This is a genomic window from Pseudomonas sp. NFACC42-2, assembly GCF_900116055.1.
Classification (GTDB): domain Bacteria; phylum Pseudomonadota; class Gammaproteobacteria; order Pseudomonadales; family Pseudomonadaceae; genus Aquipseudomonas; species Aquipseudomonas marginalis.
In genome coordinates, this window is record NZ_FOZO01000003.1 from 678643 (window position 1) to 697875 (window position 19233).

The 19233-nt window shown below is 62.3% G+C and carries 20 protein-coding genes; 12 read left to right on the forward strand and 8 right to left on the reverse strand.

What is annotated here, in order from left to right; translation table 11 throughout:
- Positions 1-34 precede the first annotated feature (34 nt).
- Positions 35-211 (forward strand): hypothetical protein, encoded by a 177-nt coding sequence (locus BM416_RS30560; protein WP_162844255.1) that lies wholly within the window; start codon positions 35-37, stop codon positions 209-211.
- Here BM416_RS30560 and BM416_RS10525 read toward each other — a convergent pair.
- Complete coding sequence (locus tag BM416_RS10525) at positions 204-1082, reverse strand: helix-turn-helix domain-containing protein (RefSeq protein ID WP_092487958.1); 879 nt, start codon at positions 1080-1082, stop codon at positions 204-206. The two genes, BM416_RS30560 and BM416_RS10525, sit on opposite strands and share 8 nt — an antisense overlap.
- Positions 1083-1271: 189 nt before the next feature.
- Between BM416_RS10525 and pobA the strand changes: the two genes are divergently transcribed.
- The gene (gene pobA / locus BM416_RS10530) at positions 1272-2456 is read left to right on the forward strand and encodes a 4-hydroxybenzoate 3-monooxygenase (protein WP_175539056.1); all 1185 of its coding nucleotides are present in this window, start codon (positions 1272-1274) and stop codon (positions 2454-2456) included.
- Between the two features lie 66 nt (positions 2457-2522).
- On the forward strand, positions 2523-4040 hold the full coding sequence (locus BM416_RS10535; protein ID WP_092487965.1) for an MDR family MFS transporter: 1518 nt from the start codon (positions 2523-2525) through the stop codon (positions 4038-4040).
- A 69-nt stretch (positions 4041-4109) separates the two neighbouring features.
- Here the strand turns inward: BM416_RS10535 and BM416_RS10540 are convergent, their stop codons facing one another.
- Positions 4110-4946, reverse strand: a complete 837-nt coding sequence (locus tag BM416_RS10540) for a cache domain-containing protein (RefSeq protein ID WP_092487968.1) — start codon at positions 4944-4946, stop codon at positions 4110-4112.
- A gap of 50 nt (positions 4947-4996) precedes the next feature.
- On the reverse strand, positions 4997-5770 hold the full coding sequence (locus BM416_RS10545; protein ID WP_065938920.1) for a transporter substrate-binding domain-containing protein: 774 nt from the start codon (positions 5768-5770) through the stop codon (positions 4997-4999).
- A 346-nt stretch (positions 5771-6116) separates the two neighbouring features.
- Between BM416_RS10545 and BM416_RS10550 the strand changes: the two genes are divergently transcribed.
- The 6 genes from BM416_RS10550 (at position 6117) to BM416_RS10575 (ending at position 13529) form a co-directional block, all read left to right on the forward strand.
- Positions 6117-7487 (forward strand): glutamine synthetase family protein, encoded by a 1371-nt coding sequence (locus BM416_RS10550; protein ID WP_092487971.1) that lies wholly within the window; start codon positions 6117-6119, stop codon positions 7485-7487.
- Positions 7488-7588: 101 nt separating this feature from the next.
- Positions 7589-8188 carry a class I SAM-dependent methyltransferase gene (locus BM416_RS10555; protein WP_027604278.1) on the forward strand — a complete coding sequence of 200 codons (600 nt, stop codon included), beginning with the start codon at positions 7589-7591 and terminating at the stop codon, positions 8186-8188.
- Positions 8189-8310: 122 nt separating this feature from the next.
- On the forward strand, positions 8311-9444 hold the full coding sequence (gene rnd, locus BM416_RS10560) for a ribonuclease D (RefSeq protein WP_027604277.1): 1134 nt from the start codon (positions 8311-8313) through the stop codon (positions 9442-9444).
- Complete coding sequence (locus BM416_RS10565) at positions 9441-9734, forward strand: YcgL domain-containing protein (RefSeq protein ID WP_065938924.1); 294 nt, start codon at positions 9441-9443, stop codon at positions 9732-9734. The genes rnd and BM416_RS10565 overlap by 4 nt, the downstream gene beginning before the upstream one ends.
- Positions 9735-9841: 107 nt before the next feature.
- A complete protein-coding gene (locus tag BM416_RS10570; protein ID WP_027604275.1) occupies positions 9842-10774 on the forward strand; it encodes a D-2-hydroxyacid dehydrogenase in 933 nt (310 codons plus the stop codon).
- A gap of 124 nt (positions 10775-10898) precedes the next feature.
- A complete protein-coding gene (locus BM416_RS10575; protein ID WP_139237741.1) occupies positions 10899-13529 on the forward strand; it encodes an OspG family effector kinase in 2631 nt (876 codons plus the stop codon).
- A 41-nt stretch (positions 13530-13570) separates the two neighbouring features.
- On the opposite strand, the gene BM416_RS10580 is transcribed toward BM416_RS10575, so the two are convergent.
- A complete protein-coding gene (locus BM416_RS10580; protein ID WP_027604274.1) occupies positions 13571-14155 on the reverse strand; it encodes a nitroreductase family protein in 585 nt (194 codons plus the stop codon).
- A 153-nt stretch (positions 14156-14308) separates the two neighbouring features.
- Here BM416_RS10580 and BM416_RS10585 point away from each other — a divergent pair, with 153 nt between their 5' ends.
- On the forward strand, positions 14309-14758 hold the full coding sequence (locus BM416_RS10585; protein ID WP_003172524.1) for a YcgN family cysteine cluster protein: 450 nt from the start codon (positions 14309-14311) through the stop codon (positions 14756-14758).
- 13 nt (positions 14759-14771) lie between these two features.
- Entirely contained in the window at positions 14772-15992 is a 1221-nt protein-coding gene (locus BM416_RS10590; protein WP_092487977.1) for a hypothetical protein, read from the forward strand.
- Positions 15993-16016: 24 nt separating this feature from the next.
- On the opposite strand, the gene BM416_RS10595 is transcribed toward BM416_RS10590, so the two are convergent.
- From BM416_RS10595 to BM416_RS10605, 3 genes are all read right to left on the reverse strand, one after another.
- Positions 16017-16367, reverse strand: coding sequence for a YgaP family membrane protein (locus tag BM416_RS10595; RefSeq protein WP_027604272.1), 351 nt, complete (start codon positions 16365-16367; stop codon positions 16017-16019).
- Positions 16368-16434: 67 nt separating this feature from the next.
- Positions 16435-16902, reverse strand: coding sequence for an RNA methyltransferase (locus BM416_RS10600; protein WP_065938927.1), 468 nt, complete (start codon positions 16900-16902; stop codon positions 16435-16437).
- A gap of 168 nt (positions 16903-17070) precedes the next feature.
- Positions 17071-17445 (reverse strand): YajD family HNH nuclease, encoded by a 375-nt coding sequence (locus BM416_RS10605; RefSeq protein WP_003210675.1) that lies wholly within the window; start codon positions 17443-17445, stop codon positions 17071-17073.
- A gap of 106 nt (positions 17446-17551) precedes the next feature.
- Between BM416_RS10605 and BM416_RS10610 the strand changes: the two genes are divergently transcribed.
- Positions 17552-18472, forward strand: coding sequence for a ParB/Srx family N-terminal domain-containing protein (locus tag BM416_RS10610; RefSeq protein WP_092487980.1), 921 nt, complete (start codon positions 17552-17554; stop codon positions 18470-18472).
- Between the two features lie 40 nt (positions 18473-18512).
- On the opposite strand, the gene BM416_RS10615 is transcribed toward BM416_RS10610, so the two are convergent.
- Positions 18513-19199, reverse strand: coding sequence for a spermidine synthase (locus BM416_RS10615; protein ID WP_065929156.1), 687 nt, complete (start codon positions 19197-19199; stop codon positions 18513-18515).
- Positions 19200-19233 lie beyond the last annotated feature (34 nt).

Here is a 19233-nt window from a genome sequence, read left to right on the forward strand (position 1 = left end):
CAGCACCCTGTAGATCCGCTCAGAGGTCTGTGCCATGAGCATTAAAACCCGCAAATACCTGATGATTTTCTTCCTCTGCGCCTTGGCGACCGGCCTGTATGGCACCGCCGCCTACCGCGTGGAGCAGACCCGGATGCAGCCGACCTTTGCGATCAGCTGCCATCAGGACCAATGCGTTCCCCACACCGGCAGTTTCAGTGCACTCAGGTAGGCGGCTGTTCGGCCTTGAGTTGCTCGCGAAACGCCTTGGGTGAGAACCCGACCCGTCGGCGGAACAGCCGAGAGAAGTTGGTCGGGTCGGAAAAACCCAGTACTTCCGACATCTCGTTGATGGTCATGCTGGTGTAGGTCAGCAGGCGCTTGGCTTCGAGTAATTGGCGGTCATGCATGATCTGCAAGGCAGGCTGGCCACCCAGTTCCCGACACGTTCCATTCAGGTGCGAGACCGAGATACCCAGCTTGTGGGCCAGATCCTCAATCTTCGGGTGTTCCCGATAGTGCTGTTCAACCAATTGCGTAAAGCGCCGGAAATACTCGCGGCCCCTTGGTGCACGCGGGTGGCGACGCTGGATGGCCTGACGGCTGATCCACACCAGCAGCACACTGACCAGCGCATGCATCAGCATGTCCCGGGCCGGTTGGTCGTCGGCGTATTCGTCCTGCAGGCGGGCGAACTGGCTGTTGAGGTAGTCACTGTCCTTGCCCGCCGGGTAGCTGCCCAGGGTCTGCAAACCGCCTGCCGTTGCGCCCAGCTGGGCTTGCAAGTGGCTGACCAGCGGTGCCGCCAGGGTGACTACATAGCCTTCGACATCTTCGGCAAAGCGAAACCCATGTACGCACAACGGCGGCAATACCTGCAGCGTGGCTTCGTTGAGGGTGGTGCGCTGGCCTTCGATTTCCAACTCGGCCTGGCCTTTGTGCACGTACAGCAGTTGGCACAGATCCGCATGCCGGTGGGGTTGGATTTCCCACTGGTATTCCCGACTGCGCCGGGAAATGGTTTCGCAGTGCAACAAATCGGGGGTCGGCCATTGCTGGCTTTCTCCGTAAAGCTTGAAGACCGGAATCGCGGTGTTGGTCATGGTTTCAATCCGATACTCAGGACAGTGGTGCGGTAATCGCCCAAATTGGCAAAAAGCGCAGGTTTTGTCGCAGTTTTCACCTTCTTATACTGCGCACTCAAGTGAAAACTGTCAGCCACAAGATCAATGACAACTCTTTCACTCGATCCGTTCGGGTGGAACTTGCGGGCGATAAAAATAATGAAAACCCTGAAAACCCAAGTCGCCATTATCGGCGCCGGTCCCTCCGGACTCTTGCTCGGCCAGCTGTTGCACAACGCCGGTATCCAGACCCTGATCCTGGAGCGCCAGAGTGCCGACTACGTGCAAGGCCGCATCCGCGCCGGGGTGCTGGAACAAGGCATGGTCAACCTGCTGCGCGAGGCGGGCGTGAGCCAGCGCATGGATGCCGAAGGCCTGGTGCATGATGGCTTCGAGCTGGCGCTGGACGGTCAACTGACCCACATCGACCTCAAGACGCTGACCGGCGGCCAATCGGTGATGATCTACGGCCAGACCGAAGTCACCCGCGACCTCATGGCCGCCCGCGCCGCCGCTGGCGCCACCACCCTGTATGAAGCACGCGACGTGCAGCCCCATGATCTTAAAAGTGATCGACCCTGGCTGACGTTCGAGCATCAGGGCCAGGCGTTTCGCCTGGAGTGCGACTACATCGCCGGTTGTGATGGGTTCCACGGTGTGGCGCGCCAGTCGATCCCAGCTGAATCGCTCAAAGTGTTCGAACGGGTCTACCCCTTCGGTTGGCTGGGCATCCTTGCCGACACCCCGCCGGTGCACGCGGAACTGGTGTACGCCAAGCATTCACGGGGCTTTGCGCTGTGCAGCATGCGTTCACCGACGCGCAGCCGCTATTACCTGCAAGTGCCGGCCGAGGAGCCCGTGGATGAATGGTCGGACGAACGCTTCTGGGCGGAACTGAAAACCCGGCTGCCCAACGCTTTGGCTGAACAGCTGGTCACCGGCCCCTCCATCGAAAAAAGCATCGCGCCCCTGCGCAGTTTTGTGGTGGAACCGATGCAGTACGGGCGCCTGTTCCTGCTCGGCGATGCGGCCCATATCGTGCCGCCCACCGGGGCCAAGGGCTTGAACCTGGCGGCCAGCGACGTGAGCACCTTGTTCCGGATTTTGCTCAAGGTGTATGGCGAGGGGCGCGTGGACTTGCTCGAACGTTATTCCGCCATCTGCCTGCGCCGGGTGTGGAAGGCCGAACGGTTTTCCTGGTGGATGACCTCGATGTTGCATCAATTCCCTGAGTCCGACGGATTCAGCCAGCGCATTGCCCAGAGCGAGCTGGAGTACTTCATCCACTCCGAAGCCGGGCGCCAGACCATCGCGGAAAATTACGTCGGACTTCCTTACGAGCCTATCGAATAGCCTGCTATCGTATCGAGCATTCCCGCGGGCCGCCTTTTCCCGCGGGCCCTGCTCGAAGGTTCTGCCGTGACTCAGCTCAATCAGCCCGCGCCCCCGCTCCCCGCGGTGCGCAGTATTCTCGCCTCGTTGATGATGGCGATCTTCCTCGGCGCTCTGGACCAGACCATTGTCGCCGTGTCCATGCCCGCCATCTCCGCGCAATTCCACGACGTCAACCTGCTGGCCTGGGTCATCTCCGGTTATATGGTGGCGATGACGGTGGCGGTGCCGATCTACGGCAAGCTCGGCGACCTCTACGGGCGGCGGCCGATGATGCTGATCGGCATGGGCCTGTTCACCGTCGCTTCGTTGTTCTGCGGCATGGCCCAGAGCATGGAGCAACTGGTGCTGGCGCGGGTGCTGCAGGGCATCGGCGCCGGCGGAATGATCTCGGTGAGCCAGGCGATCATCGGCGACATCATCCCGCCCCGTGAGCGCGGGCGCTATCAGGGCTATTTCAGCAGCATGTACGCAGTGGCCAGCGTGGCCGGGCCGGTGTTGGGCGGCTACATGACCGAGTATTTATCCTGGCGCTGGGTGTTCCTGATCAACCTGCCGCTGGGGGCCGGTGCCTGGTACGTGGCCCATCGCACCCTGGTGGGGCTGCCGGCGCCGCAACGCAAGCCGATCATCGATTACCTCGGCACGGTGCTGATGATCATCGGCCTCACCGCCTTGCTGTTGGGCATCACCGAAATCGGCCAGGGCCATTATTGGCGTGACAGCCAGGTGCTGGGGCTGCTGGCCTGTGCCCTGGTGGCATTGACCCTGTTCGTCTGGCACGAGCGCCGCGCCCGCGAGCCCTTGCTGCCGATGCACCTGTTTGCCAACCGCAGTGCGGTGCTGTGCTGGTGCACGATTTTCTTCACCAGCTTCCAGGCGATTTCCCTGACGGTGCTGATGCCCTTGCGCTTTCAGACAGTGACCGGCGGCGGTGCCGACAGCGCTGCCTTGCATTTGCTGCCCCTGGCGATGGGCCTGCCCATCGGCGCCTATTGCGCCGGGCGCATGACCTCGGTGACCGGGCGTTACAAACCGATGATCCTCAGCGGCGCGCTGTTAAGCCCGCTGGCGATCCTGGGCATGGCCTACAGTGCGCCCCAGGATATGCTGCTGACCGGCGTATTCATGTTGCTGTGCGGGATCGCCGCCGGCATGCAGTTCCCCACCTCCCTGGTGGGGGCGCAGAACTCGGTGGAGCAACGGGACATCGGCGTTGCTACCAGCACCACCAACCTGTTCCGCTCCCTGGGCGGCGCGGTGGGGGTGGCGTGCATGTCGGCGTTGCTGCTGGCGTTGTTGCTGGACTCCAGCTTCGCCCACCTGGCCAGCGGTGCGCTGGTGGCCGAGGGCGGTTCCGGCAACGTGCTGCTCGACGGCCTGAACGCCGCGCCAGGCCCGGCGCAGGATGCCCTGCGCGGGGAGCTGGGGGTGACGTTCCGGCATTTGCTGCTGGTGAGTGCGGGGGTATCGCTGCTGGGGTTGGCGGCGGCGATCGCGATGCCCAATCGCGTGCTGCGCGGGCGGGAAGACAAAAACCGCTGACTGACACAATAGAGATCTGATGTGGGAGGGGCTTGCCCCCTCCCACATTTGAATGCATTCCAGTTCAGATCAGGGGCTGTAGTAACCCACCGCAACCATGAAATGCCCGGCCTTGCGCACATACGCATGCTTGTTCTCGACCTTATCCGTCACCGGGTTCTTCCAACGGTACTTGTATTCCCCCTGGTCCTGCTCGGCCATCAGCTTGAGGATCGGCTCGCCCACCGGCTTGCCGTCGGGGTCCTTGATCTTGCTGAAGTCAGTGTTGATCAGGCGCAGGTTGGTGCCATGGGCCACGTAGCGCTGGGTGTTCAAGTCCACGACAAACACATAGAGGTCATCCTGCAGGAAACCGCCCTGCAATGAGTTGATGGCCTTGAGTGTGCCGGCTTCATCCTTCAGCAACGCGTTCACCGCCTTGTTGCGCAGGGCCCGGGCCTGTTCCGGGGTGGCGCGCGGCAGGTAGTAACCCACGGCCAGGATGCGCTGGCCGACACGCTGGTAAAACACATGCTTGTGCTCGACCTTGCCGTCGTTCCAGTTCTGCCAGCGGTAGTCGGCCTGTTGGATACCCTGGCCTTCCGGCACCTTGAGCGCGTCCTTGAATGACTGGCGCAACTCTGGCCCGAGTACCTCGGACACATCCCGGCCGATCAAGGCGGAGGAGGGCCCGCCGCTGGCGAGCAGCACGCCCTGGGTGTCGACCACGAACACATAGCGGTCGTGATCGATGAACTCGCCCTGGCGGCTGAACGCCGCGAAGGCCTTGTCACCGTTGCTCTGGTAGTAGGCCAGGGCTTTTCCCAGCAACGCCTTGGCGGCCTGGGCGTCCTCACCCGGCGCGTCGGCGTGCACCTGGCTGAAACACAACAGCAGCAGCCAGGTGGCGCGGAGCAATCCCTTCATGTTCCGTCCCTCGTTCTTATTGATGTGACCACAGCGTAGACGGCTCTGGCTCAGGGCGCCGCCAACCATTGGCTGACGATGCCGTCGTAGACGCCGGTGGCCACGCTCAGGTGCAACCACTGGTCGACATAGCTCTTCCACGCCACATCATCGCGGGGCAGCAGGAAGGCCTTTTCGCTGTACTGCATCTGCCGCTCCGGGTTGACCGCGCACAAGCCGGGCTTTTGCTTCTGCTGGTAACGCGCCTCGCTGGCGTCGGTGATCATCACGTCGGCCTTGCCGGCCAGCAGTTCGTCGAAGATGGTCACGTTGTCGTGCAGGCGGATTTGCGCCTGGCCCAGGTGGGCGCGAGCGAAGATTTCGTTGGTGCCGCCCGCCGGTTCGATCACGCGCACCTGGGGCTGGTTGATCTGCTCCACGGTCTGGTAGCGCTTGACGTCGGCGCAACGCACCAGCGGGATCTTGCCGTCGACCCCGAGGGACTGGCTGAAGAAGGCTTTTTTCTGGCGTTCCAGGGACACCGAAATCCCGCCCACGGCAATGTCGCAGCGCTGGGCGAGGAAGTCCGGCATCAGGGTTTTCCAGGTGGTGGGCACCCACTGGATCCTGGCATTAAGGCTCTTGGCCAGGGACTCGGCCATGGCAATGTCGATGCCTTCATAGCCGCCATCGGCGCGCAACGAGGTGTAGGGCTTGTAGTCGCCGGTGGTGCAGACGCTGAGGGTGCCGCGCTCAAGCACCTGGTCAAGGCGCGAGGGGGCGGTGTCGGCCAGGGCGGAGGTGGCCAGGCTTGCCAGTACGCACAGGGTTATCGTTGTTTTCATGCGATCGGGTCCTTGGGGCATGCTCGGGGGCGGTCATTATTTCCAGCAAGGGCCAAGGTAGCAAGGCGCGGCGAATGTTTAGCCAAGTCGCAACCAAACTCCATCAACCCTGAATTTAAACACCTATGTGGGCGTGTGACGCTGGGCGTATCTCTATCATTGTGATCCACCCATGGGCGGCTCTTCCGACACTCACCCTGCGACACTGCCCTCCGAACTCGCCTTCTGGGCCCTGTTCCACTGCCGCCACGCGCGCCCGCCAGACTCCCTTCTCCTACGCTGATTTACCCCACGGATGACGCACCCTTGTGTGCGGCTGCCTGACACAAACGTACGAGAAACCCCCATGAGTGTTTTTGCCAGCCTGCACGAAGCCCACGCCTTCCTTGAACGGCATCCGGACATCGAGATGTTCGAGCTGTTTATCCTCGACAACAACGGCGTGCCGCGCGGCAAGTTGCTGCACCGCGACGAATTGCTGGCGGTGTATGAAAGCGGGCGGCCGCTGCCCAGCACCATCCTCGGCCTGACCATCAATGGCGACGATGTGGAGAATTCCGGGCTGGTGTGGGAGGTGGGCGATATCGACTGCCGCGCCTACCCGATCAGCGGCAGTTTGCAGCGCATGCCGTGGCGGCTGATCCCCACCGCTGCGGTGCAGGTCAGCATGCATCCCACCGAAGGCCTGCCCGCCACCGTGGCCGACCCCCGGCATTTGCTGGCCAAGGTAATCGAAGGGCTGAACGCCGACGGTTATTACCCGGTGATGGCGGCGGAGCTGGAGTTCTACTTGCTCGACCAGAAGCCCGACAGCAATGGCCGCCCGCAACCGGCGCGGGACGTGGACGGCGGTCGCCCGCGCGCGACCCAGGTCTACGGCCTGCGTGAGCTGGAGCAGATCGAACCGTTCCTCGCCGACCTTTACAGCGCCTGCAAACTGCAAGGCATTCCGGCGCGCACGGCGATCTCCGAATACGCCCCGGGCCAGGTGGAAATCACCCTGGAACACCGCGCCGACGCCCTGCAAGCCATGGACGAAGCGGTGCGCTACAAGCGCCTGGTCAAGGGCGTGGCGCACAAACACGGCATGGCTGCGTGCTTCATGGCCAAGCCGTTCGATGACCTGGCGGGCACCGGCATGCATATGCACGTCAGCCTGGCCGACGCCGAGGGCAACAACCTGTTCGCCAGTGAAGCCGCCGACGGCACGCCACTGCTGCGCCACGCAGTGGGGGGCATGCTCAGCACCCTGCTCGATTCACTGCTGATGTTCTGCCCCAACGCCAACTCCTATCGCCGTTTCCAAACCAACAGCTATGCGCCGCTGGCCGCCACCTGGGGCGTGGACAACCGCACCGTCAGCCTGCGGGTGCCGGGTGGTCCGGCCCATTCCCGGCATATCGAACACCGCATTTGCGGCGCCGATACCAACCCTTACCTGGCGGCGGCCGCGATCCTGGCGGGCATCCAACGTGGCCTTCGCGAACAACTCGACCCCGGTGCCCCGGTGGAAGGCAACGGCTACGCCCAGGCCAAGGCGTTGCTGCCCACCGATTGGCTCACCACCCTGCGCGCACTGGAGGCTTCAAGCTGGGCGCGGGAGGCGTTCGGCAGCGACTTCCTGGGCGTGTACCTGGCGGTGAAACATGCTGAATACCGCCAGTTCATGGGCGAGGTGGGCGAGCAGGACTGGCGTTGGTATCTGCATCAGGCGTGATGGTTTTTACGCTGGTGAGGGCTTCGACCTTTTTTTCACGTTGCAAGGGTTAAGCTGCGAATCAAGGTCGTTCACTACCGTTTCAGTCACATGAGCCTGCGATGTCGCCACAACCTCCTTCTTCCATCGAGATCGAATACGCCGAACGCTGTGGCCTTGAGCACGCCAGGGTCTGCGGTGACACGCGCCCGCCCGGGCTGCGCCAGCGCCTGGCGTCATGGCGCGACGAGTGGTTGGTGCGCCAGGCGCTCAAGGTCGCTGGCGAGCCGGGGCTGATCCTGGACCTGGCCTGCGGCTCGGGGCGCTTCTGGCCGGTGTTGGCCGAGCACGTCAACCGGGTGATCCTGGCCTCGGACAATTCCCAGGACATGCTCGACCATGCCCGTAGCCACCATCCGCCGTCATTGCTCAAGCGCGTCAAGACCTTCCAGGGCTCGGCGTTTTCCATCGGTTTGTCGGCGAATGCGGTGGATTGCATTTTCTGCCTGGAGTTGTTTCGTCATGTGCCCAGCAGCGAAGGGCGCATGGCGTTGCTGCGCGAGTTTCACCGGGTCAGCCGCGACACGGTGATTGTGTCGGTACCCTCGCGTACCGCTGTGGAAGAGGAATTTCGCCAGGCCGGGTTCAAGGTCTTGAGTCAGCAGGAATTCATGCCGGGCTCCAGCCTGTGGCGGGTCTACGTTCTTCGTAAGAAAGGATAACTCCCACTTGTCGGACTATTCTTCATCTCCTGTCTGAGTTTTCATGGTTGCCTGTGCACTGCGGATGCTCGCTAGCCCCGTTCGCGATATATACTGCGCGCCATTCTTCAAGGGAGAGCCGTGTGGCCATCGATATTCACTGGATCTGCGACAACGATAGCCTCGGCCAGCATTGCGCCGAATGGCAGCAGTTGCCATTCGTCGCCCTCGACACCGAATTCATGCGGGTCGACACCTTTTATCCCATTGCCGGGCTGATCCAGATCGGTGATGGCGTACGCGCTTACCTGATCGATCCCCTGACCATCGACAACTGGCAACCCCTGGCCGCGTTGCTGGAGAACCCGGCGGTGATCAAGGTGGTGCACGCCTGCAGCGAAGACCTTGAGGTGTTGCTGCGCCTGACCGGCAGCCTGCCGGTGCCGTTGTTCGACACCCAATTGGCCGCCGCCTACCTGAACCTCGGCTTCTCCATGGGCTACTCGCGCCTGGTGCAAGCCGTGCTCGATATCGAGTTGCCCAAGGGCGAGACCCGCTCGGACTGGCTGCAGCGGCCGTTGTCCGAGACCCAGGTGAGCTACGCCGCCGAAGACGCCGTGCACCTGGCCGAGGTCTACATTCGCCTGCGCCCGCGCTTGTCGGATGATAAATACGCCTGGGTCCTGGAAGACGGCGCCGAACTGGTTGCCAACCTGCGCCGCGAAGTCGACCCGTACGAGGTGTACCGTGACGCCAAGCTGGCGTGGAAACTGTCCCGTGCCCAGCTCGCCGTATTGCGTGAACTCTGCGCCTGGCGCGAGCAGCAGGCCCGCGCCCGCGACCTGCCGCGCAACCGCATCATTCGCGAACACTCGCTGTGGCCCCTGGCCAAGTCCCAGCCGGACAACCTCGCCGCCCTGGGCAAGATCGAAGACATGCACCCGCGTACCGTGCGCCAGGATGGCCAGTTCCTGCTGGACCTGATCAAGCGTGCCGGCAGCGTGTCCATGGACCAATGGCCGCCGGCCGTGGCCGAACCGCTGCCGGTGGACGCCGCCACGCTGATCAAGCAACTGCGCGCCCTCGGCCAGACATTCGCCGAGCGCCTGGAGATGGCGCCGGAACTGATGCTGCGCAAGAAAACCCTCGAAGCCCTGGTTAAAAGTGGCTACCCCGATGGGCCTTACCAATTGCCAGACTCGCTGCGTGGCTGGCGCCGCGAGTTGATGGGCCAGGCGTTGCTCGACAGCCTGGCCCCTGCCGGAGAACAGCCTTGAAACGTATTTGCTCCATCTATCGCAGCCTGAAAAAAGACGGCATGTACCTCTACGTGCTCAAAAGCGACGCCCTGGAGCGCGTGCCGGAGCCGTTGATGGCGGCGTTCGGCAAACCGCACCACGCCTTCGACATGGTGCTGACGCCGGAGCGCAAACTGTCGCGCGAGGACATCGTGGTGGTGCTGGAAAACCTCGACAAGCAGGGCTATCACTTGCAAATGCCGCCGGCCGAGGACGAGTACATCGAGCACCTGCCCGAAGAGCTGCTGCGTCGCAACGACCCGATGTGATCGGGTAGTGCCCCGCCCGGGGCACAGGTTTCAATGGAATCGTATTAGTGGGCGGTGGCCGTAGGGAAGCGGGCGGCCGTCTGCACTGTTTTTGAAAGGTTTGAACCATGCGTGTTCTGATTGCTGAACAGGATCACCCGCTCTACGCCCAATTGCTCAATGACGCGGCGCCGGACCTGGAGGTGCTCACCAGCGGCGACTCGGCCGAACTGTCGCGCCTGGCCGCCGATTGCCCGGTATGGCTGGGCCAGCCGGACCTGTTGGCGACACTGTTGCGCCAGGGCCACCAGCCGCAGTGGCTGCAATCGACCTGGGCCGGCATTACGCCGCTGCTGGCCGAAGGCTTGCCCCGCGACTATCGCCTGACCCGCGCCGTCGGTATTTTTGGCCAGGTCATGGCCGAATTTGTCCTCACTTACATGCTGGGCCACGAGCGTGAAGTACTGGCGCGACTGGTCAGCCAGGTCGAGCGCAAGTGGGACAGCCGCACCGGCCAGAGCCTGGCGGGGCGCAAGGCGTTGATCGTGGGTACCGGTGACATCGGCCAGCGTGTCGCCGAGTTTCTCGTGCCGTTCGGCGTCAAGTTGTACGGCATCGCCAGCACTGCGCGGGAACAAGCGCCGTTTATCGAAGTGGCCGGGCTCGACCAACTGGGTCGGTTGGTGGGGGAGGTGGACTACGTGATCAACCTGCTGCCCAACACGCCGAACACCCATGACCTGTACGACGCAGCGCTGTTCAAGCAGTTCAAGCCGACCGGTTTGTTCATCAACGTCGGGCGCGGTGTGGCGGTGGTGGATGCCGATCTGGTCGAAGCCCTGAAAGAAGGGCACCTGGCCGGCGCGGTGATCGACGTGTGCCGCCAGGAACCGTTGCCGCAGCGCCACCCGTTCTGGACCGCCTGGGGCCTGCTGTTGACCGGGCACAGCTCCGCGCCGACCTCGCCGCCGATGATGGTGGAGCTGTTCCTGGAAAACCTGCGCGCGTACAAGGCCAAGCAAGCCTTGCGCGGGGAAGTGGATTTCGAGCGCGGTTACTGACGGCGACACAAAGCCTGATAGTCAAGATGGAACCTCCTTTGCGGGCACTCCCACCCAGTGACCGCAGAGGGCGCAAACTCGCGCCTTTTTAAGGACACCCATTTGACTGAGGACAGGTACGCCCATGAGCACTTTCACACCTCCCTCTTCCAATACGCCGCCATTGGCGCTTTCCAGCGGCGCCAACGTGCCTTTTTCCGAAGCACCGGATCCCACAGACGACGCTGTCATGGCGGCGACTTACCTGAGGCTTGATCCCGAATCCGAGGCGGGCCCCACGCGCAATAGCGTCGCCGGTTTTGACCTGGCGCACAGTCGGCACTGGGGGCAACCTGCGTCGGTGGTGGTGGACGAATTGGCCAGGCACCTGATCGACAAAGGCCGAGCGCACGCGGGAATTGCCCACCAGGGGGCATCGCTGCTTCTGGCCAGGGTGGCGCCGGAATACTTGGTCAAGGACATTCCCAGCAGCGTGCCCTATGGCAGTGTGCTGTGGGTGCAATTGACCATGGCGGTAGCCAGGATTGAAGCGCAAACCCCTGGCAGTACGCTTGGCATGGGGTACGCCGAGATTTTCCTGGCCGCCGAGAAACTCAATACTGACGCAACGCTCACCCAGCAGATTGCCTATGACGCGCTGAGGGACTGGGGTGTCGCCAATGGGTTTCTCGCCGCCCCTGGTGTACCGCCATCGGCCAATGAAATGGAGCGCGTGAGGATCGCGTTCAACCACCAACTGGAGGCGTTGAAAACCACCAGCACCTTGCTGCAGACGCAAATCCCCAGCCGAAGAGACATGGCGCTTGCCCAACTTGAACAGACGTTTCCTGACCTGGATAAGCGCCTCTTCGAGGTGAGGAACCTGCATAAGGCCTGGTTAAAGAAGGGCCGGCCAGGCGTTCACCCCGGTGCGCGTTCGATGCTCGATATCGTCATGGAAGGGGGCAAGCTGGGGGCCCAGGAGCATTGGCTCAGCAATGACAAACGCCTACCCGTCACGCGCTTTTGCGACCTTTATTCAGCCGGCAAACTGGGGGTCGCTGCGCCGTTCAAAGAGGCCTTCGACACGGCGATACACGCGCATGCAGAGGGGCACCAGAACCGGGTCAGGCAACTGATCGCCACGTTGCCTCTGGAAGACCGCAAGAACCTGGAGTATGGAGAGTTGGCGTTCTTCCATACCAACCAATATAAAATTGCCGGTGATTTGTTTACCCCGCCTGCCCTGCATGTCAGGGGGCATACGCTGGAGGTGAAGGCGACGCGAAACGGGCAGGTCAATCTGTACACGATCGACACGCGACGCGGCACCATCGAGAAAGACAACTTTCTGATACGCCGCCGCACCGAACCTTATACCGCCAGCAAAATGGAGGAGCGCGACGCCAACATCCTGTCCAAAACCGTGCTGTTTGAGCCTGATAAGGAGAAGTACGCTTCGCAGTTTCAGACGCAACCTGAAGGTGCGCGGCCGCCTGACAGCTTCAACTCCGCGCGCAGTCGTGCGATCGCTGACGTGTTCGTGCAGTCCCTCGACCTGAAGAATGACGATCTGCTCAATGAAGCCAGAGACACCACGTCCTATGATCAGGAGCGCACCAGAAATGCGGCGATTTCCGAGTTTTTTCTGAATCTCATCCCTTTTCGCTCGGCGATTGTCAATTTTCAAAATGGCAATGTCGGCCAAGGTCTCTTCGACTTGGGCATGGATGTCGTCGGCCTGGTGACACTGGGGGCGGGTAAGGCCGCGCAGGCGGGCAAGGTCCTCGGCAGCGCCGTCTCGACGCTGGGCCAGGCGGCCAAGGCGGCGAGGTTTGTCGGGGCCACCGCTATTGAAGCCTTCAACCCTTTGAGCGGGGGCGACCTGCTGGTGGATGGTGGCAGGTGGTTGCTCAATGGCGGTCGTCACGCTGCGGCGAAAGTGTCCCGGCAGCTCAGTCGCCTCAAGGACTCGGCCGGCGAACTGAACAATCAGCTGTATCGCGAGTTTAAAGTGCCGGCGTCGAGAATTGCCGGGCTCTCACCCAACAGTCAGGGGGTTTATGTCAGCGTCGACGGACATATGTCCCATATTCGCCATACGGACAGTGCGGGCCACACCGCCATTTACGAAGTACGCCAAGTCGGCCGAACGCAGGATGGACGGATACAGGCGCGGGTTTACCACAATGACCGGCAAACCCCATTGTTGCTCGAACGTGTCCAGGGTGATCAATGGCAGCGCCTGGGGATTCGCGGCGGTAGCCCGGTTTCGGTCAAGGCCGACCTGGGACCTCAGATTGGCCAGGGTGGGGAAGGCGTCGTCTACGCCAGTCTTGACGGGAAGAGTGTCTACAAAGACCTGGGGCCTACACGGCTGACCACTGCCGAGGGCCATATCGACATGCAGGTGGTGAACCTGAACAAATATTATGGCGATGGCTTTGCCGAGGTGATGATCGACGAAGGCCGCAAATACATAAAAATGCGCAGAATCGAAGGTGTAGATCTAAGCCAGATTGAAAAGGGCAGTCTGCCGCCGAACGCACGGACGCTGATCGACGATGTATTGGCGCAGATGGAGGCGAAGGATATTTTTCACAATGATCCACAGCTGAAAAACTTCATGTACTCCAGCAAGGAAAACAAGATTTACCCCATCGATTTGGATGGTATGTCTGCCGAGTTCATGGTGCCGGTTGTCAGGAGGGCGTACGACCGGCAAACCGTTGAATTGCGCAACGCATTCCGTGAACTCATCGCTCAAGAGCCTTGATGGTTCACCCTGCCGTTTTGCAACGGCAGGGCGTCTCCGCCTTAAAGGCTGAAGTCACCCTCGGACACCAGCTCGCTCAGCGGCTTGCGCGGGCTTGGCGCTTCACGGCCTTGCAGGTACTCCGGCAAGGTCGATTTGTCGCCCAGCTTGCCCACCGCAACGGCGGCATGCAGCGCATAACCCTGTGGAATCTTCAGCTCCTTGCGCGTCAGCTCCTGATCGAAGCCGGCCATGCCGTGGGTGTGCCAGCCGCTGAGGCTGGCTTGCAGCGCCAGGTGGCCCCAGGCCGAGCCGGTGTCGAAGGTGTGCCAGAGTGCCGGGGTTTCTTCCGTGGCACCGGGGGCGATGAAGTCGGTTTTCGAGGCAATGATCACCAGGGCCGACGCATGCTGTGCCCAACCACGGTTGAATTCATTCAGCAGGCCCAGGAAGCGCTCCCAGTCCGGCGTATCACGGCGTGCGTAGAGAAAACGCCAAGGCTGCGAGTTGTAGGCCGACGGTGCCCAGCGTGCGGCTTCGAAGAAGCTCAGCAGGGTTTCCTGCGGGATGCTCTCGCCGGTAAAGGCACGGGGCGACCAGCGTTCGGTGAACTGGGTATGGATCGGGTAATCGGCAACGCGTGTCATGGGCAGCTCCTGATCGTCAATTCGGCGCTCAAAGCTACTGCGCCCCCGCTAGACTGACAAGTCTTGTCATACCGACAGTCGTAAGCGCTTGGCCCCAGGGGCCTTGGGCACTAGACTGGCGGCCTTTTCACCTACCGATACCGATGTAGAGCCATGGCCGCCAAAGTCGAACCTTTCTGGATACGCAAAACCCTTGAACACCTCGACCAGGAGGAGTGGGAGTCGTTGTGCGACGGCTGTGGCCTGTGCTGCCTGCAAAAGCTTGAGGATGAAGACGACAACAGCGTCTATTACACGCGCATCGCCTGCAAGCTGCTGGACCTGAAAACCTGCCAGTGCACCGACTACCCCAACCGCCGTGCCTCGGTACCCGACTGCATCCAGCTCACCCCGGGCCAGGCCGACCAGTTCAAATGGCTGCCGCCCACCTGCGGCTACCGCCTGGTCAGCGAGCGCAAGGACCTGCCGCTGTGGCACCACCTGGTCTGCGGCGACCGCGATGCCGTGCACCACGAACGCATTTCCCAGTCCGGGCGCATGCTCAGCGAAGGCAGCGTGCCCGAGGATGACTGGGAGGATTACCTGATCTTCCGCGCGGGCTGAGCAAGGAGTGTGTATGAGGGTGGGAACCAAGCTGGCGGCAAGCCTGGTGTTGCTGGCGTTGAGCATGCCTGCGTGGTGCGCGAAGAAAGTCGACCTGGATTATCACGTCAAGCTGCTGCCCCAGGACGATCAGGCCGAGGTGCGGGTGAGCCTGTCCCAGGGTTCGGCGGTGCGCAGCCTGAACTTCGACCTGGGCCGCACCGGCGACTACAGTGACTTCAAGGCCGATGGCCAGTGGAGCATCAATGACCACCGCGGCCTGTGGCAACCCAGCGCCAACAAGGCCAGCCTGACCTATCGGGTGCGCCTGAGCCACGCGCGCAAACCGGGTATTTATGAAGCGCGGATGACCCCGAGCTGGGCACTGTTTCGCGGCGAAGACCTGGTGCCGCCCGCACGCCTCGACCAGCAGGACGGCGTCGAACTGGTCTCGCGCCTGGTGTTCGAACTGCCGGCCGGCTGGAAAAGCATCGAAACCGCCTGGCCGCGCATCGGCAAGAACAAGTTCCGCATCGACAACGTCTCGCGCCTGTTTGACCGGCCCACCGGCTGGATGCTCGCCGGCACCCTGGGCAGCCGCCGCGTGCGCCTGGGCGAGACCGAAGTGACCATCGCCTCGCCCAAGGGGCAAGCCATGCGGCGGATGGATGTGCTGACACTGCTGACCTTTGTCTGGCCGCAGGTGGAAGCGGCGTTCCCACGTCATCCGGCCAAGCTGCTGGTGGTGGGCGCCAGCGATCCGATGCGCCGTGGCGCGGTCTCGGCGCGCGACTCGATCTACCTCAACAGCCGCACGCCGCTGGTCAGCGAGAACGGCAGCAGCCCGTTGATCCGTGAAGTGGTGCAGGCGATTGGCCGCTTCAACGACCACGACACCAGCGACTGGATCAGCGAGGGGCTGGCGGAGTACTACGCCATTGAACTGGTGCGCCGTGCCGGCGGGGTGACCGATGAGCGCTATCAGGCGATACAGGCGCGCTTGGCCAGGGACGGCAAGGACGTGACCAGCCTGCGCGGCGACCACGTCAGCGGTGCGACGGTGTCACGGGCGGTGGTGGTGTTGCAGGAGCTGGATCGCGAGATCCGCGTAAAGACTCACAACAAGCGCTCCCTGGATGATCTCGCGCAGGCGGTGATGCGCGCCAACAGCATCACCACCGCCGAGTTTGTGCAGTTGGCCGAGAGCATCATCGGCGAATCGTCGGTGGTGCTCGATTCCAAACTCTTACGCTGATGCCTAGCCCTTCCACATTTGAATCTAACCCGTGGTTTTAACCGCTTTCTCCGCCGCCACTTCCGCCTTGGTCTTCAGGTTTTTCAGCTCTGCACCGGCACGCTCGATCTTCGTGCGCACGCTGTTCATTTCCTGGCGGCCCTGTTCCAGCTTGTCTTTAAGCGCGCTGTGCCCGGTAAAGCCGCGCGCCAGGGCCACGCCGCCGATCGCCACCTGAATCAGGCCGAAAATCCCGCCACGGCGCAGGCCTTTGCCCACCATCATTACGCCACCGGCCACCGAGCCGATACGTTCCCAGCCGTGCACGTTCTGGGTGGGCTGATTCTGGAAGGGGGTGTGTTCGATGATAGGTCGCAAGGTTGTGCTGTCGCTCATGATCTGTCTCCAACAAGGGCAAGTGTATGCAGCTGACTGCGCGCAGGCGCCGGATGTTCCCAAAAGATCAGTACTTGGGACCCGAACGGGTGTTATTGCCCTTGGCCATGCGGTCGTAGAGCACCACGTTGACGGTGGCGGCCAGGTTCATGCAGCCGGTGGTGGGGATGTACACGACGTCTTCGCACCAGTCGCGGATGTCTTTATCCAGCGACCCGTCTTCAGGGCCGAAGATATACAGCGCGCGGTCGGGGTGAGTGTATTCGGGCAGCGGGCGGGCACCGTCCACCAGCTCCACGGCGACCGGGATGCAGCCCAGGGGCAGGATCTTCTTCAGGTCATCGATGCCGATCAGCGGAATGTCGTGGTGGACCTTCTTGGTGTCGGTGATGAAGTCCCGGGCGCGCTCGTAGCGCACGCCGGTGTAGAACACCGAGGCCACGCCGTAGCAGCCGGCGGCACGCATGACCGAGCCAACGTTTTCGGGGGATTTGGGGTTATACAGACCGATGCAGCTGTAGCGTTTATTGCCCACGGGGAAGGGTGCCTTGGAGAAAAGCGGCGATTATACGGCCTGAAGGCGGTGTATTGCTTGGGCTAACGCTATCGGGAGCAAGCCCCCTCCCACATTTGAAAGTGTTCGCAACTCAAAATGTGGGAGGGGGCGTGCTCCCGATGAGGCCAGGACAGGCGACGACACTCTTCAGTCGTCCTTCTTCATCAACCCCGCCAACGCCGCAAACGGGTTATGCGTGGCCTTGGCGATCGTCGGGCTGCTGGTGGAGCCTTCGCCGAAGTATTGCTGGTCGGTGTAGCGCGAGTGTTCGTTGTCGTGGCAGTACAGGCACAGCAACTCCCAGTTCGAGCCGTCCTGGGGATTGTCATCATGATTGTGGTTACGGTGGTGTACGGTGAGTTCGCTCAAGCGCTTGCCTGCGAACTCACGGGCGCAGCGGCCGCACACGTGGGGGTACATCTTCAGGGCTTTGTCGCGGTAGCCCATTTCCCGGTCGCGCTGGGCATCGGCAAGGATGCGGTCCAGCTTGGCGGTGTGGGAGGGCGGGTTGGTCGAGCTCATCATGGCTCCTGGCTGTTTGGTGGTCACGGATAGCGTTGATTCTAGCCGCTTGCGCCGCAAATGACCGCTGGGATCGATTTACTTTACTCATAAGGATCTGAAAAACATGCGTCTGCTTTCATGGACTGTTGCACTGCTGCTGTGTGTCGTTACCCTTCAGGCCCAGGCGCTCTCGACGCCCAAGCCCGGGCAGGTGATCGAGGTTGCCCTTGAACAATTGCATCCGACCCAGGCGGTGGTGGGCTTCGACCAGATCTACTATAGCCTGGGCCTGTTCGCCGACAAACCCGCCAAGGTCTTCGATGAATACTGCGAAACCAACGGCCAGGGCGAGGCCGACAAGGTGCCCGACAAGGCTGACCTGCACCAGCCCGACAGCTTCACCTGCAAGGACCCGGTGGGCACCCATCCCGAGGACATGAAAACCGTGGTGGTCGGCCCCGCCGGCCAACTGTACCTGACCGACGGTCACCACAGTTTCACCACCTTGTGGGAAGTGCCCGGCGGCGGCCCGCGCCTGAAAATGTGGGTGAAGGTCACCGATGACTTCAGCAACAGCCCGAACATGGCGAGCTTCTGGCAGCGCATGGAAGCGGCCCGCAAGGTCTGGCTCAAGGACAACCAGGGCCAGGCCCTGCCGCCGGAACAACTGCCGGCGCACCTGGGCTTCAAGAACCTGCAGGACGACACCTTCCGCAGCCTGGTGTATTTCACCCGCAAGGCCGCCTATGGCAAGCCGAATGACGGGCAGATCGCCCCGGAGTTTCTGGAGTTCTATTGGGGTAACTGGCTGCGCACACAGATTGATCTGGGCCAGTACAACTTGAACAAGAAAGGCGGCTACAAGGATGCTATCGAATCGGTCGCCAAGCGCATGGTCAGCCTGGCGCCGGGCTCGCAGGTGGGGGACAGCGGTTTTACCGCCCATCAACTGGGCGGCATGACCCGGCTGGACCGCGATGAGCTGGAGAAGACCTTCGACAAAAAAGTGCCGTACGTGATCGACTACCGCAAATCCCACAACTGACAGGGATCAACATGTGGGAGGGGCGTCTTGGGAAGCGTGCTCAGCCCTTGAGCTTCTCCGCTATCCAGATGGTATGCCGGGTGCCCTTGTTGCCATGGGCAAACACCTGCACTTCCTCGGCCTTGAAACCGGCCTTGCGCAGTTTGTCGCTGAACAGTTTGTCGGCGCTGGCGGACCACACCGCCAGCACGCCCTTGGGCCGCAAGGCCTTGGCGCAGGCAGCCAGGCCACCGGCGGAATAGAGCCAGCTGTTGGCCTTCTGCGTCAGGCCTTCGGGGCCGTTGTCGACGTCGAGCATGATCGCGTCAAAGCCCTGGGGCTCGGCCTGCAGCACCTTGGCCACGTCTTCCATGCGGATCACCGTGCGCGGGTCCAGCAGTGGGCGGCCGGACTTTTCCCCCAGTGGCCCCCGGTTCCATTCCACGACACCGGGCACCAGTTCCGCCACCACCACTTCGGCGCTCTTGCCCAGGTGCTTGAGCGCCGACGCCAGGGTAAAGCCCATGCCCAACCCACCGATCAATACCCGTGAGCCCGGGCGCCCCGCGACCTTGCGGCAAGGGATTTCCGCCAGCGCGTCTTCGGAGCCGTGCATGCGCGTGTTCATCAACTGGCCGCCGTCACCGCCCTGGATCTTGATGACAAAGTCTTCACCGTATTCGAACAGGCACAAGGCACCGCCGTTGTCGGGGATCGGGGTGGTGTCCAGCAGAACGAAACGTTTCATGGAAATCTCATTGGGAAGGGCATTCTTGCGCGGT

Coding starts and splice junctions, on each gene's coding strand:
- BM416_RS10540 (WP_092487968.1), bottom strand. CDS start 4,946: ATGAAGGGATTGCTCCGCGCCACCTGGCTGCTGCTGTTGTGTTTCAGC.
- BM416_RS10595 (WP_027604272.1), bottom strand. CDS start 16,367: ATGAGCGACAGCACAACCTTGCGACCTATCATCGAACACACCCCCTTC.
- BM416_RS10590 (WP_092487977.1), top strand. CDS start 14,772: ATGAGGGTGGGAACCAAGCTGGCGGCAAGCCTGGTGTTGCTGGCGTTG.
- BM416_RS10555 (WP_027604278.1), top strand. CDS start 7,589: ATGTCGCCACAACCTCCTTCTTCCATCGAGATCGAATACGCCGAACGC.
- BM416_RS10585 (WP_003172524.1), top strand. CDS start 14,309: ATGGCCGCCAAAGTCGAACCTTTCTGGATACGCAAAACCCTTGAACAC.
- BM416_RS10525 (WP_092487958.1), bottom strand. CDS start 1,082: ATGACCAACACCGCGATTCCGGTCTTCAAGCTTTACGGAGAAAGCCAG.
- BM416_RS10545 (WP_065938920.1), bottom strand. CDS start 5,770: ATGAAAACAACGATAACCCTGTGCGTACTGGCAAGCCTGGCCACCTCC.
- BM416_RS10580 (WP_027604274.1), bottom strand. CDS start 14,155: ATGACACGCGTTGCCGATTACCCGATCCATACCCAGTTCACCGAACGC.
- BM416_RS10570 (WP_027604275.1), top strand. CDS start 9,842: ATGCGTGTTCTGATTGCTGAACAGGATCACCCGCTCTACGCCCAATTG.
- BM416_RS30560 (WP_162844255.1), top strand. CDS start 35: ATGAGCATTAAAACCCGCAAATACCTGATGATTTTCTTCCTCTGCGCC.
- BM416_RS10615 (WP_065929156.1), bottom strand. CDS start 19,199: ATGAAACGTTTCGTTCTGCTGGACACCACCCCGATCCCCGACAACGGC.
- BM416_RS10550 (WP_092487971.1), top strand. CDS start 6,117: ATGAGTGTTTTTGCCAGCCTGCACGAAGCCCACGCCTTCCTTGAACGG.
- BM416_RS10575 (WP_139237741.1), top strand. CDS start 10,899: ATGAGCACTTTCACACCTCCCTCTTCCAATACGCCGCCATTGGCGCTT.
- BM416_RS10605 (WP_003210675.1), bottom strand. CDS start 17,445: ATGAGCTCGACCAACCCGCCCTCCCACACCGCCAAGCTGGACCGCATC.
- BM416_RS10610 (WP_092487980.1), top strand. CDS start 17,552: ATGCGTCTGCTTTCATGGACTGTTGCACTGCTGCTGTGTGTCGTTACC.